The following is a 13,046-nucleotide window of genomic DNA, read 5'->3' as shown; positions in this document are numbered from 1 at the left end:
AATTAGCGGGACATATCGGCAAAGGGCCGAGCCGGCGCGATTGCGACCGTAGTCCCACGGCATTAGAATGTCCTGCAATCCGTCACCTACCACGCCCGAGGCGAGCGCGCTTGATTCTTTACGAGTATCCCTTCAACGAGCGAATCCGAACGCTGCTGCGCCTCGAAGACCTGTTCGAGCGCTTCACGTTTTTCCTGACCCAGGAGGATCCGAGGGAACATCACGTCGCGCTCACGACGCTCTTCGAAATCGCCGAAGTCGCAGGCCGTGCCGACCTGAAGTCGGATCTCATGAAGGAACTCGAGCGGCAGCGCCAAACGCTCGCGCCGTTCCGCGGCAATCCCGGCATCGAGCAGAATGCGCTCGAAACCGTGCTGGGCGAAATCGAGCAAACGCTGGCCGGCCTCACGCAGATGCAAGGCAAAACGGGCCAGCATTTGATGGACAACGAGTGGCTCACGAGCATCCGCAGCCGCGCGATCATTCCCGGCGGCACCTGCAAGTTCGATTTGCCGTCGTATTACGCGTGGCAGCAGCTGCATCCCGATCAACGCCGCCAGGACATCGCGAAGTGGGTCACGCCGCTGCTGCCGCTGCGCGACGCCGCCGCCATCGTGCTGCGCCTTGCGCGCGAGTCGGGCCAGGCGTCGAAAGTGATGGCCATGCAGGGCAGCTATCAGCAAATGCTGTCGGGCCGTGCGTATCAGCTCATGCAAGTGCGCGTGGCGCCGGAGCTGCGCATGATTCCCGAAGCGAGCGCCAACAAGTACATGCTGTGGGTGCGCTTCACCGTGCAGGATGGCGATCTGCGTCCGCGCGCCGTCGATCAGGACGTGCCGTTCCAGCTCACGCTCTGCAGCCTGTGAATCAGCCTGTGAATCAGCCTGTGAATCAGCCTGTGAAGCCGAACGCCTCGCCACGCCAGACACAACGCAACCCAAGTTCTATCGCATGACCACTGTCGTCAAATGTCCGACCTGCGGCAAGGAAGTCCGCTGGGTACCGGAAAACCGCTTCCGGCCTTTCTGCTCCGAGCGCTGCAAGCAGATGGATCTCGGCGCATGGGCGGCCGAAAAGTACCGCATCGGCGGCGCCGACGACGAAACGCCGCCTGAAGACGCGCCGCCCACGGATACGCGTCAATAAGCGAAGCGACGCGCGCACCAAACGAAAAAGGCCGCTGTGCATCTCGCACAGCGGCCTTTGGCATCGTAGCGGCCCGGAACGTGTTACTCGGCAGCCAGCCACTCCAGCACGGGAATCGTCGCAGGCAAGAGCGGCTCGACGCTCGCCGGCAACGACTGCCAGACAAACGCCTGACCTTCGCGGCCATGCGGCTCGCCAGTCCACTCCGTCACCTTGCAGAAGAAGAGCCGCACATAGGCGTGCGGGTAATCGTGCTCGAGCGTGTGCCACAGGTGGCACGCCTTCACGTCGATGCCCAGTTCCTCGTGCAGTTCGCGCGCAAGCGCGGCTTCGACCGTCTCGCCGGCTTCCAGCTTGCCGCCCGGGAACTCCCAGTAGCCTGCGTACGGCTTGCCTTCGGGGCGCTGCGCGAGCAGATAGCGGCCATCGGGCTGCACCAGCACGCCCACCGCGACTTCCGTCACGGGGCGTGCATTTGCGGACGCGTCCTTTGCGGCGTTGCCTTCGGCGCTCATGCCTCTTGCGCCTTCTTGCCCGACCAGTCGCGTGCGAACTGCCATGCCACGCGGCCCGAACGCGAGCCGCGCTCCAGCGCCCAGACGAGCGCGTCGCCGCGCGCCGATTCGACTTCGGCGTCGCCGCAGCCGAAATGGCGCAGCCAGTGGCCGACGATCGTCAGGTAGTCGTCCTGCTTGAACGGATAGAAGCTCACCCAGAGGCCAAAGCGCTCGGAAAGCGAAATCTTCTCTTCCACCACTTCGCCCGGATGAATCTCGCCGTCGGGCATGTGCTTGTACGTCTCGTTGTCGCTCATGTACTCGGGCAGCAGATGGCGGCGGTTCGAGGTCGCGTATATGAGCACGTTGTCCGACTGGGCGGCCACCGAGCCGTCCAGCGCCACCTTCAGCGCCTTGTAGCCCGATTCGCCTTCCTCGAACGAGAGGTCGTCGCAGAACACGATGAAGCGCTCGGGGCGCGTCGAGATCAGATCGACGATATCGCCGAGGTCATGCAGATCGTCCTTATCGACTTCGATCAGGCGCAGGCCGTCCTTCGCGTACGCGTTCAGGCAGGCCTTGATCAGCGACGACTTGCCGGTGCCGCGCGCACCGGTCAGCAGCACGTTGTTCGCAGGCTTCTTCTGCACGAACTGGCGCGTGTTGCGGTCGATCAGATCTTTCTGTCGGTCGATGTTCTGCAGGTCGTCGAGCGAGATCAGCGAGATCGCGGGCACCGGCTGCAGGAAGCCGCGGCCCTGGCGCTTGCGCCAGCGAAACGCAACAGCCGCGTTCCAGTCGACATCGGGTGCCGACGGCGGCAGCACGGCTTCGAGGCGGCCGAGCAGCGCTTCGGCGCGGGTCAGAAACTGTTCGAGCTTGTCCATGTGATAGAGGCGTGAATCAGGAGCAGCAGTTAGGAACCGCAGTTAGGAACCGCAGTTATGAACGATAGTCGGCGTTGATGCTCACGTAGTCGTGCGAGAGGTCGCAGGTCCAGATCGTGGCCTGCGCGTCGCCGCGGCCGAGCAGCACGCGAATCAGGATCTCGCTCTTCTTCATGACGCGCTGGCCGTCCTCTTCGCGGTACGCCGGGTTGCGGCCGCCCGCCTTGGCGACGAGCACGTCGTCGAGATAGAGGTCGATCTTGTCGACGTCGAGGTCCGTCACGCCCGCGTAGCCGATCGCGGCGAGGATACGGCCGAGGTTCGGGTCCGAGGCGTAAAACGCCGTCTTCACGAGCGGCGAGTGGCCGATTGCGTAGGCGATCTGACGGCACTCGGCCACGTCCTTGCCGCCTTCCACCTGCACGGTCATGAACTTGGTCGCGCCTTCGCCGTCGCGCACGATCAGTTGCGAGAGTTCCTGGGCGACGGCCGTCACGGCGTCGCGCAGCGCGGCGTAGGCGGGCGCGTCCGTCGACGTGATCGCGGGCAGGCTCGACTTGCCCGAGGCGATCATGATGAACGAGTCGTTGGTCGAGGTATCGCCGTCGATCGTGACGCAGTTGAACGAGCGGTCGGCCACGTACTTCACGAGCTCGTCGAGCACGGGCTGCGCGACGTTCGCGTCGAAGGCGAGGAAGCCGAGCATGGTCGCCATGTTCGGCTTGATCATGCCTGCGCCCTTGCTGATGCCCGTGAACGTGATCGTGTGGCCGTCGATCACGACCTGGCGCGACACGGCCTTCGGCAGCGTGTCGGTCGTCATGATCGCCTGTGCGGCGTCGTACCAGTTTGCGGCCTTGCGGTTCTCCAGCGCGGTGGGCAGGCCCGCCTTCAGACGGTCGATGGGCAGGGGCTCGAGAATCACGCCCGTCGAGAACGGCAGCACCTGCGAGGACTCGAGGCCCGCGAGGCGCGCGAGTTCATCGCAGGTCTCGCGCGCATGCTTCATGCCCGGCTCGCCAGTGCCGGCGTTCGCGTTGCCGGTGTTCACCACCAGCGCGCGGATACCCTTGCCGCCTGCGCGCACCTTCGCGAGATGCTCGCGGCACACCGTCACCGGCGCGGCGCAGAAGCGGTTCAGCGTGAACACGCCGGCCACGCTCGCGCCTTCGTCGACGGAAATCACCAGCACGTCCTTGCGATTGGGCTTGCGGATGTTGGCTTCCGCCCAGCCGAGCGTCACGCCGGCGACCGGATGAAGTTGAGCGGGATCAATCGAGGGGAAATTGACAGCCATGGTGGCGACCTGTCGAAAAGGCGATGCCGGCCAAGGCGCTGGAGCCTGGCCGGCATCGGGATTCAAAACGCAAGGCCCGCCAGAAGGAGCGGGCCACCGGAATCTATTAAGCCTGCGTCACGCGATCTTGCCGTGACACTGCTTGTACTTCTTGCCGCTGCCGCACGGGCACGGATCGTTGCGGCCCACCTTGGGCAGCTCGCCGCCCACCGGCGGCGTATGGCTCATGGCCGCGCCCACCATGGCGGCGGCGGCGTCCGCGGCCACCGGTGCGGCACCCGCGGGAGCCGATGCTGTGTCGGCTTCGGCGAATTCGGCATGGCGGAACTCGACGTTCTCGACGTGATGGCCCTGCTCTTCGATCTGCTCGGCCGCCTGTTCGAGCTGCTCCGGCGACTGGATCTGCACGTTCATCACGATACGCGTGACTTCGAGCTTCACGGCTTCGAGCATCGCGGCGAACAATTCGAACGCCTCGCGCTTGTACTCCTGCTTCGGGTTCTTCTGCGCATAGCCGCGCAGATGGATGCCCTGGCGCAGGTGGTCGAGCGCCGCGAGGTGTTCGCGCCAGCTGCGGTCGAGCGTTTGCAGCATGACCGAGCGCTCGAACGCGCTGAACGATTCGCGGCCCACGAGCCCGACCTTCTGCTCGTACGCTTCGTCCCCGGCGGCCTGCACCGCTTCGAGAATTTCATCGGCGTCGATCGACGACGACTCGTTGATCATCTCCTGGATCGCGAGGTCGAGCTGCCATTCGTTGCGCAGCACTTCTTCGAGCTCGGGCACGTCCCACTGCTCTTCGATACTGCCGTGCGGCACGAACTGGCGCACGATGTCGGAGATCACGCCATGACGCATCGCGCCGATCGTTTCGGTGATGTCATGCGCTTCGAGCAGTTCGTTGCGCTGCTGGTAGATCACCTTGCGCTGGTCGTTCGACACGTCGTCGTATTCGAGCAGCTGCTTGCGGATGTCGAAGTTGCGCGCTTCGACCTTGCGCTGAGCCGACTCGATCGAGCGCGTGACGATGCCCGCCTCGATCGCCTCGCCTTCCGGCATCTTCAGGCGGTCCATGATCGCGCGCACGCGGTCGCCCGCGAAAATGCGCAGCAGCGGGTCTTCGAGCGAGAGATAGAAGCGCGACGAACCCGGGTCGCCCTGACGGCCCGCACGGCCTCGCAGCTGGTTGTCGATCCGGCGCGACTCGTGACGCTCGGTGCCGATGATGTGCAGGCCGCCAGCGGCCTTCACCTGATCGTGCAGCGTCTGCCACTCGTCGTTCAGTTGCTGGATGCGGCGCGCCTTTTCGTCGGCGGGAATGGCATCGTCGGCTTCGATGAACGCCGACTGCTTCTCGACGTTGCCGCCGAGCACGATGTCGGTACCGCGGCCCGCCATGTTGGTGGCGATGGTCACGCGCTGCGGACGGCCGGCTTCAGCAACGATCGCGGCTTCACGCGCGTGCTGCTTCGCGTTGAGCACTTCGTGCGGCAGAGCGGCCTTGGTCAGCAGGTTCGAAAGCAGTTCGGAGTTTTCGATCGACGTCGTGCCGACCAGCACCGGCTGGCCACGCTCGTAGCAGTCGCGGATGTCGCGAATCACGGCGTCGTAGCGCTCCTTCGCCGTCTTGTAGATCTGGTCCTGCTTGTCGATCCGCTTGGGCGTGCGGTTCGTCGGGATCACGACCGTTTCGAGGCCGTAGATCTCGTTGAATTCGTACGCTTCGGTATCGGCCGTACCCGTCATGCCCGAAAGCTTCGCGTACATGCGGAAGTAGTTCTGGAACGTGATCGAGGCGAGCGTCTGGTTCTCGCTCTGGATCTTCACGTGCTCCTTCGCTTCCACGGCCTGGTGCAAACCGTCCGACCAGCGGCGGCCGGCCATGAGACGGCCGGTGAATTCGTCGACGATGATGACTTCGCCGTTCTGCACCACGTAGTGCTGGTCCTTGTGGAACAGCGTGTGGGCGCGCAGCGCGGCGTACACGTGGTGCATCAGCGTGATGTTCTGCGGCGCGTAGAGGCTTTCGCCCTGGCCGATCAGGCCCCACTCGGCGAGCATGCGCTCGGCCTTCTCGTGGCCCGATTCGGTCAGGAAGACCTGACGCGCCTTTTCGTCGAGCGTGTAGTCGCCCGGCTTTTCCACGCCCGTGCCGTCGGCCTTCTCTTCGCCGATCTGCTGCTCGAGCAGCGGCGGCAGCGCGTTCATGCGCACGTAGAGTTCGGTGTGGTCTTCGGCCTGGCCCGAGATGATGAGCGGCGTACGCGCTTCGTCGATCAGGATCGAGTCCACCTCGTCGACCACGGCGAAGTTCAGCGCGCGCTGCACGCGCGCCTCGGTCTCGTAGACCATGTTGTCGCGCAGGTAGTCGAAGCCGAACTCGTTGTTCGTGCCGTAGGTGATGTCCGCCGCGTAAGCTTCCTGCTTCGTCGCGTGGTCCATCTGCGACAGGTTGATGCCGACCGAGAGACCGAGGAAGTTATAGAGGCGCGCCATCCATTCGGCGTCGCGCTGGGCGAGGTAGTCGTTCACCGTCACCACGTGGACGCCGCGGCCCGACAGCGCATTCAGATACACGGGCAGCGTGGCGACGAGCGTCTTGCCTTCGCCGGTGCGCATTTCAGCGATCTTGCCGTAATGCAGCACCATGCCGCCGATCAGCTGCACGTCGAAGTGGCGCATCTTCAGCACGCGCTTGCTCGCCTCGCGGCAAACGGCGAACGCCTCGGGCAGCAGTTCGTCGAGCGAGGTGCCTTTGGCCACGCGTTCGCGGAACTCGACCGTCTTCGCGCGCAGTTGCTCGTCGGTGTACTGCTCGATCTTCGGTTCGAGCGCGTTGATCGCCACGACCGTCTTCTGATATTGCTTGATCAGGCGCTGATTGCGGCTGCCAAAGATTTTCTGTAAGAAACCGGTGGTCATCGGATCGGTGTCTGCGTCGCGGCTTCGGCCGGGATTCCTGAGGGTGGGTTCAGCGGGTCGTGCAACGTCTACCGACGTCGGCACTACGCATCCGGACCGGAGGGACCTCGGCGGCTTTAGCCCAAAATTGGTGGATTCGAATCGGGCATTTTAGCACGCGCCCTCTCACCCGCCTGTGTCAGCGCGAAGACGGCTCTGGCGCGTGCGATGCCCGCACGGACGGCCTTCCCGCCGTGCGGCGAAGGGCCGCGATGCGGCCCTGGCCGAATGGCCTGAAGGCGCTTGAATGAGCGATGCGCAGGCTACAATGACAGCATCGCAGGCAACGAGACGCCGCTTGCGCTCTCCCATCCTTACGCCACATGAGCCGTTTCTCGCCGTTTTCAAGGTCCAGGGCACCACGCGCCCCGCAGCCGCTCGCCGAAGTGCTGAGCCGCACGGACGCGTTCGCGCCGCTGCGCGCCGGCGTCGAGCAGATCGCGGCGATCCAGCGCGACCTGAACGCCTTGCTGCCCGACTATCTCGCGGCGAGCGTGGAACCCGGCTTCATCAAGGACGGCACGCTGGCCCTTTTCACTGCGCACAATGCGCTCGCGGCGCGGCTGCGGCATCTGGAGCCGCGGCTCGTGGCCGACCTGCAGGCGCGCGGCTGGGCGTTGAACACCGTGCGCATCCGTGTGCGCCCGCAAGCCGTGAAAGATCCCGCTCCGCCCAAGCAGGCGCGCATGTCACCGGCTGGCGCAGCAGCGCTCCAGGCGCTCAGCGAAACGCTCGAAGCGTCGCCGCTGCAAGCGGCCCTCGCGAAGATGGCGGCGCGCCACACGAAAAAGCGCTAATCCGGCGGGCGCAAATCTTACGAAACTGCGCTCACGGCACTGCACCGCAAAGCGCACAAAAAGAAAAAGGGCAGCTTGAAGCTGCCCTTTTTACTGGCAAAACGCGCCTGAAACTCAGGCGAATGCCGTCTGCGCCTCGTAACCGAAGCCGCGCGGCGCCTTTTGCGGATCGTCGAACGTGACGATCTCGTAGGCGTCCTCATTCGCGAGCAGCTCGCGCAGCAACGCGTTGTTCAGGCCGTGGCCCGACTTGTACGCGTCGTATGCCGCCAGCAGCGGATGGCCGACCACGTAAAGGTCGCCGATCGCGTCGAGCATCTTGTGCTTCACGAACTCGTCGTCGTAGCGCAGGCCGTCGTTGTTCAGGATGCGGTACTCGTCCAGCACGATCGCGTTGTCCATGCTGCCGCCGCGCGCGAGGCCCAGCTCGCGCATCATCTCGACTTCATGCGCGAAGCCGAACGTGCGGGCGCGCGCGATTTCGCGCACGTACGAGGTATTCGCGAAGTCCACTTCGAGCGCCTGCCCCGTCTTGTCGACGGCCGGGTGGCGGAAGTCAATCGTGAACTTGAGCTTGAAGCCGAAGTAAGGCTCGAGGCGTGCGAACTTGTCGCCGTCGCGGATCTCCACCGGCTTCTTGACCTTGATGAACTTCTTCGGAGCGTTCTGCTCCTCAATACCCGCCGACTGGATCAGGAACACGAACGAAGCCGCGCTGCCGTCCATGATCGGAATTTCTTCGGCGGTCACATCCACATAGAGGTTGTCGATGCCAAGGCCTGCGCAGGCGGACATCAGGTGCTCGATCGTCGAGACACGTGCGCCGTCTTTCTGCAGCACCGAGGCGAGGCGAGTGTCGCCGATCGCCATCGCCGATGCGGGGATGTCGACCGGCGTCGGCAAATCCACGCGCGAAAACACGATGCCCGTGTTCGGCGCCGCCGGACGGAGCGTCAGGTCGACCTTGCGGCCCGAGTGCAGGCCGATGCCGACTGTCTTCACGATTGATTTGATGGTTCGCTGCTTCAACATGGTCTTCTTGCTCATTGAAAATCCCAATCGGGATTTTTTAACTCATAGCACGAATTATACTCCAGTTGCACCGAGTCCGTTGTTTTCACCGGCGTGACAAACTGTTTCCCTGTATTACCCACCAGGGATGGACCGCGGGCCGATGCCCGGAACGGAGGCGTTCCCGGGGTGATCGGCCCGCTGGGCTCACGTAACCGCCTGTCACATTTGCGCCGCAGGTGCGCGTTGCATCAGGGCAACGCAGCGCCCGCAAACGCGCTCATGGGCGGGTCAACGTGACAAGTATGCTCGCAGCATCGCTCACTTCGAACTTGCCGGGTGCTTCGAGGTGCAGCGTCTTGACCACGCCGTCGTCGACCACCATCGCATAGCGCTGGGAGCGGATTCCCATGCCACGCGCCGACAAATCCTGCTCCAGTCCGAGTGCACGAGTCAACGCTGCGCTGCCGTCGGCCATCATGCGTACCTTGCCCGAGGTACGCTGATCGCGTCCCCACGCGCCCATGACGAACGCGTCGTTGACGGACACGCACCAGATCTCGTCGACACCGGCCGCGCGCAGCGCGTCAAAGTGTTCGACGTAACCCGGCACGTGCTTCGCAGAGCACGTAGGCGTGAATGCGCCAGGCAATCCGAAGATCACCACGCGCTTGCCCGCCGCTTCCTTTCGCACGTCGAAGCTGTTAGGCCCCAGCGTGCAACCCTCGCGTGCGTCTTCGACGAACTCGAAGAGGGTCGCTTCGGGCAGCGTTTCACCCTGTTTGATCATGACTCGTCCTTCGCAACGATGTTCAAGCTTGTTCAAGCCTCATGCGCTTACAGATTGCAATGTTGGGCAACGATGTACTCCAAGGTTACACAGGTTCGCCCGGCGACACCGCGCCTGTCCCCCACGCTCAACGCGTGGCGGGCAACCGTCCCTGCCGCGCATCCTCGCGGATGCGGCCTTGCTGGTCTTGCTCGCCTTCATTGCACCGCCGCGCACTATCTGTCTGCGGGCGAGGGCAACGCGTGCCCTGCCGCAGTCAGATTGGCTCGCGTCAGTCCGCCTGCTTGCGCAGGAACGCCGGGATATCGTACGTGTCGACGCCCTTTTCCTGCAGCGCCTGCACGTGCGAAGCCGCGGTGTCGCGCGACGTGCGCCACACAGCCGGCGTGTCGAGCGCGCCGTAGTCGGCCGTGTTGCCGTGGCCGCTGTGCTGCGGTGCGTACGCACCTGCCGCAGCCGGGATCGGCTGATTGTCCGTGCCCGTGCGCAGCAGTTGCATCGGCGCGGCTTGCTGCTTCTTCGCAGCGCGGCCAAGGCCCGTTGCCACCACCGTCACGCGCAGCGCGTCGCCCATCGCGTCGTCGTACACCGCACCGAAGATCACCGTTGCGTCTTCTGCCGCGTAGCTCTTGATGGTGTTCATCACTTCGCGAGTTTCCGACAGACGCAGCGAACGGCTCGACGTGATGTTGACCAGCACGCCGCGCGCGCCCGACAGATCGACGCCTTCGAGCAGCGGGCTCGCCACGGCCTGTTCCGCCGCGAGGCGTGCGCGATCGACGCCGGCCACCGTCGCCGTGCCCATCATCGCCTTGCCTTGCTCGCCCATCACCGTCTTCACGTCTTCAAAGTCGACGTTCACGAGACCGTCGACGTTGATGATTTCGGCGATACCGGCAACTGCGTTGTTCAGAACGTCGTCCGCGCACTGGAAGCACTTGTCCATCTCGGCGTCATCGCCCATCACGTCGAACAGCTTGTCGTTCAGGACGACGATCAGCGAGTCGACGTGATCCTCCAGTTGCTGCGAGCCGGCTTCCGCCACGCGCATACGCTTGCCGCCTTCGAACTCGAACGGCTTGCTCACCACGCCAACGGTGAGAATGCCCATTTCCTTGGCGATTTGAGCGACGACCGGGGCTGCGCCCGTGCCGGTGCCACCGCCCATGCCGGCAGTGATGAAGACCATGTGTGCGCCGCGCAGTGCGTCGGCGATGCGCTCACGGGCTTCTTCAGCGGCCGCGCGACCCATCTCCGGCTTCGCACCGGCGCCGAGGCCCGTGTTGCCGAGCTGAATCACGGCCGATGCACGCGAGCGCGAGAGCGCCTGTGCGTCCGTGTTCATCACGATGAAATCGACGCCTTGCACGCCGCGGTTGATCATGTGCTGCACGGCATTGCCGCCAGCACCACCAACGCCTACCACCTTGATGATGGTGCCGTTGGTTTCCGTTTCCAGCATCTGGAATTCCATGTTGCCTCCGTCAAGAAAAAGATTCCGCTCCTCGGCCGTTATCCAGTGGAAGATCGGGCAACCTTCCACTGCGCGCTAGCCGCCGTCACCAGCGCGATTTTTCGAAGCTTGTACTTCGCCTTCTGACCTGCGCCTGCTTTTAGAAGTTGCCGAGGAACCAGTCCTTCATGCGTGAGAAGACCTGGCCCATCGACCCCGACTGCACTGCAACCTTGCGCCCGCGCATGCGCTGCGAGCGGCCTTCGACGAGCAAGCCCATTGCCGTCGAGTAGCGCGGATTGCGCACTACGTCGGCCAGACCGCCCGCGTATTCCGGCACGCCAATGCGCACCGGCTTCAGGAAAATGTCTTCGCCAAGCTCCACCATGCCCGGCATCATCGCGGCGCCGCCCGTGAGCACGACGCCCGAGCTCAGCAGTTCTTCGTAGCCCGACTCGCGCACCACCTGCTGCACGAGCGAAAACAGCTCTTCCACGCGCGGCTCGATCACGGCGGCGAGCGCCTGGCGCGACAGCGTGCGCGGACCGCGCTCGCCAAGACCCGGCACTTCGATCATCTCGTCCGGATCGGCGAGCGCCTGCTTCGCGATGCCGTAGCTCACCTTGATGTCTTCCGCGTCGGGCGTGGGCGTGCGCAGCGCCATGGCGATGTCGCTCGTCACCTGGTCGCCCGCGATCGGGATCACCGCGGTGTGGCGAATCGCACCTTCGCTGAAGATCGCGATGTCGGTCGTGCCGCCGCCGACATCGACGAGCACCACGCCCAGTTCCTTCTCGTCCTCGGTCAGCACCGCCAGCGACGACGCGAGCGGCTGCAGAATGAGGTCGTTCACTTCAAGCCCGCAGCGACGCACGCACTTCACGATGTTCTGCGCCGCGCTCACCGCGCCCGTCACGATATGCACCTTCACTTCCAGACGGATGCCGCTCATGCCGATCGGCTCGCGCACATCTTCCTGGCCGTCGATGATGAATTCCTGCGTGAGGATATGCAGCACCTGCTGATCGGTCGGGATGTTGATCGCCTTCGCCGTTTCGATCACGCGCGCGACATCGGCCTGCGTGACTTCCTTCTCCTTGATGGCGACCATGCCGCTCGAGTTGAAGCTGCGAATGTGGCTGCCCGCAATGCCGGTGAATACGTTAGTGATCTTGCAGTCGGCCATGAGTTCCGCTTCTTCGAGCGCTCGCTGGATAGACTGCACAGTGGCCTCGATGTTCACCACCACGCCCTTCTTGAGACCTTTCGATTCGCTCTGGCCGAGACCGATCACTTCGTAGTGGCCTTCGCCCTTTAGTTCGGCGACGACGGCCACCACCTTCGACGTCCCGATGTCGAGGCTGACCAGCAGATCCTTATAGTCTTTACTCATATCGTGCTCGTTGCGTGTGATGTCTTGTTACTTCTTGCCCGGAGCGGGCGTGTCACTGATGAAGCGCATGCCGGCCGCTCTTATCGCAAACCCATTCGGATAACGCAAGTCCGCGTATTCGATCTCTTTGCCCCAACGTTGCGTGACTGCCGTCCATGCCGCGATGAGGCGGTGCGAACGCTCGCTCAATGTGTCGGCGTTGCGCTCGCGGCCCAGCTCCAGCTGCATGCCGTTCGAGAGCTTCACCGTCCACGCGTAGCGCGCCGAGAGCGTCACCTCATCGGGCGTGAGCCCGATTGGCGCGAACCACTTCTCGAGATCCCGGTAGCGCGCGACCACTTCGGGCGCGGTACCGTCGGGGCCATCGAACGCGGGCAGTTCTTCGTCGAGCTCGCCCTGGTTCGCCGTGAACAGCTCACCGTCTGTGCTCACGAGCTGATCGCTGCCCCACGTGCCCAGCGGTTTGTACTCCTCGAGCGTGACAGCCAGCGCGTTGGGCCACACGCGGCGCACGCTCGCGTGGCGCACCCACGGCATCTGTTCGAACGCGGCGCGCGCCGCATCGAGATCGACTGTGAAAAAGTTGCCCTTCAGCCGGCCAACGACGCTTGCGCGCACGGTGGGCGAATTGATGTGCTCGGTGTCGCCCTCGATGCGGATCTCTCGCAGCGCGAAGTTCGGTCGCTGCACGAGCCAGTAGCAGCCAGCCGCCAGAAGCGCGAGCGCAAGCAGCGCGTGCAACGCGTTGGCGGCAAGGTTGAGCTGGCGTACGTTATTCCACATTTCGAGATTGTCGGGTTAATACGGGTTCGGC

General features: G+C 64.1%; 12 protein-coding genes. 3 read left to right on the top strand and 9 right to left on the bottom strand.

Translation table 11 applies throughout. The features are described 5' to 3' along the window. Window positions 1-110 precede the first annotated feature (110 nt). Together zapD and U5A65_RS37640 are read left to right on the top strand one after the other, a co-directional pair. Window positions 111-866: a cell division protein ZapD gene (gene zapD / locus U5A65_RS37645; protein WP_028207804.1), complete on the top strand. Its 756-nt coding sequence runs from the start codon at window positions 111-113 to the stop codon at window positions 864-866. An 85-nt stretch (window positions 867-951) separates the two neighbouring features. After that, the gene (locus tag U5A65_RS37640; protein WP_028207803.1) at window positions 952-1,146 is read left to right on the top strand and encodes a DNA gyrase inhibitor YacG; all 195 of its coding nucleotides are present in this window, start codon (window positions 952-954) and stop codon (window positions 1,144-1,146) included. Window positions 1,147-1,229: 83 nt separating this feature from the next. Here U5A65_RS37640 and mutT read toward each other — a convergent pair whose 3' ends face one another. The 4 genes from mutT to secA form a co-directional block, all read right to left on the bottom strand. Continuing rightward, window positions 1,230-1,661 carry an 8-oxo-dGTP diphosphatase MutT gene (gene mutT, locus U5A65_RS37635; protein WP_158758674.1) on the bottom strand — a complete coding sequence of 144 codons (432 nt, stop codon included), beginning with the start codon at window positions 1,659-1,661 and terminating at the stop codon, window positions 1,230-1,232. Then, window positions 1,658-2,530 (bottom strand): ATP-binding protein, encoded by an 873-nt coding sequence (locus U5A65_RS37630; RefSeq protein WP_321916772.1) that lies wholly within the window; start codon window positions 2,528-2,530, stop codon window positions 1,658-1,660. Before U5A65_RS37630 ends, mutT begins: the two co-directional genes overlap by 4 nt. Window positions 2,531-2,585: 55 nt before the next feature. Beyond that, window positions 2,586-3,827, bottom strand: a complete 1,242-nt coding sequence (argJ, locus tag U5A65_RS37625; RefSeq protein ID WP_321916773.1) for a bifunctional glutamate N-acetyltransferase/amino-acid acetyltransferase ArgJ — start codon at window positions 3,825-3,827, stop codon at window positions 2,586-2,588. A 117-nt stretch (window positions 3,828-3,944) separates the two neighbouring features. Continuing rightward, window positions 3,945-6,749, bottom strand: coding sequence for a preprotein translocase subunit SecA (gene secA, locus U5A65_RS37620; protein WP_321949413.1), 2,805 nt, complete (start codon window positions 6,747-6,749; stop codon window positions 3,945-3,947). 362 nt (window positions 6,750-7,111) lie between these two features. On the opposite strand from secA, the gene U5A65_RS37615 reads away from it, so the two are divergent. Beyond that, complete coding sequence (locus U5A65_RS37615) at window positions 7,112-7,585, top strand: DciA family protein (protein WP_321916776.1); 474 nt, start codon at window positions 7,112-7,114, stop codon at window positions 7,583-7,585. A 114-nt stretch (window positions 7,586-7,699) separates the two neighbouring features. Here U5A65_RS37615 and lpxC read toward each other — a convergent pair whose 3' ends face one another. The 5 genes from lpxC to U5A65_RS37590 form a co-directional block, all read right to left on the bottom strand. Further along, a complete protein-coding gene (gene lpxC / locus U5A65_RS37610) occupies window positions 7,700-8,617 on the bottom strand; it encodes a UDP-3-O-acyl-N-acetylglucosamine deacetylase (RefSeq protein WP_028207797.1) in 918 nt (305 codons plus the stop codon). A 259-nt stretch (window positions 8,618-8,876) separates the two neighbouring features. After that, window positions 8,877-9,386 (bottom strand): peroxiredoxin, encoded by a 510-nt coding sequence (locus tag U5A65_RS37605; protein WP_321916778.1) that lies wholly within the window; start codon window positions 9,384-9,386, stop codon window positions 8,877-8,879. Between the two features lie 271 nt (window positions 9,387-9,657). Then, on the bottom strand, window positions 9,658-10,860 hold the full coding sequence (gene ftsZ / locus U5A65_RS37600) for a cell division protein FtsZ (RefSeq protein WP_321916780.1): 1,203 nt from the start codon (window positions 10,858-10,860) through the stop codon (window positions 9,658-9,660). 139 nt (window positions 10,861-10,999) lie between these two features. Beyond that, window positions 11,000-12,232, bottom strand: coding sequence for a cell division protein FtsA (ftsA, locus tag U5A65_RS37595; protein ID WP_042270315.1), 1,233 nt, complete (start codon window positions 12,230-12,232; stop codon window positions 11,000-11,002). Between the two features lie 27 nt (window positions 12,233-12,259). Continuing rightward, the gene (locus tag U5A65_RS37590; protein ID WP_321916781.1) at window positions 12,260-13,015 is read right to left on the bottom strand and encodes a cell division protein FtsQ/DivIB; all 756 of its coding nucleotides are present in this window, start codon (window positions 13,013-13,015) and stop codon (window positions 12,260-12,262) included. Between the last annotated feature and the right edge of the window lie 31 nt (window positions 13,016-13,046).

This window comes from Paraburkholderia sp. J10-1, assembly GCF_905220165.1.
GTDB lineage: Bacteria > Pseudomonadota > Gammaproteobacteria > Burkholderiales > Burkholderiaceae > Paraburkholderia.
This window is presented reverse-complemented; position numbering and strand designations above follow the sequence as displayed.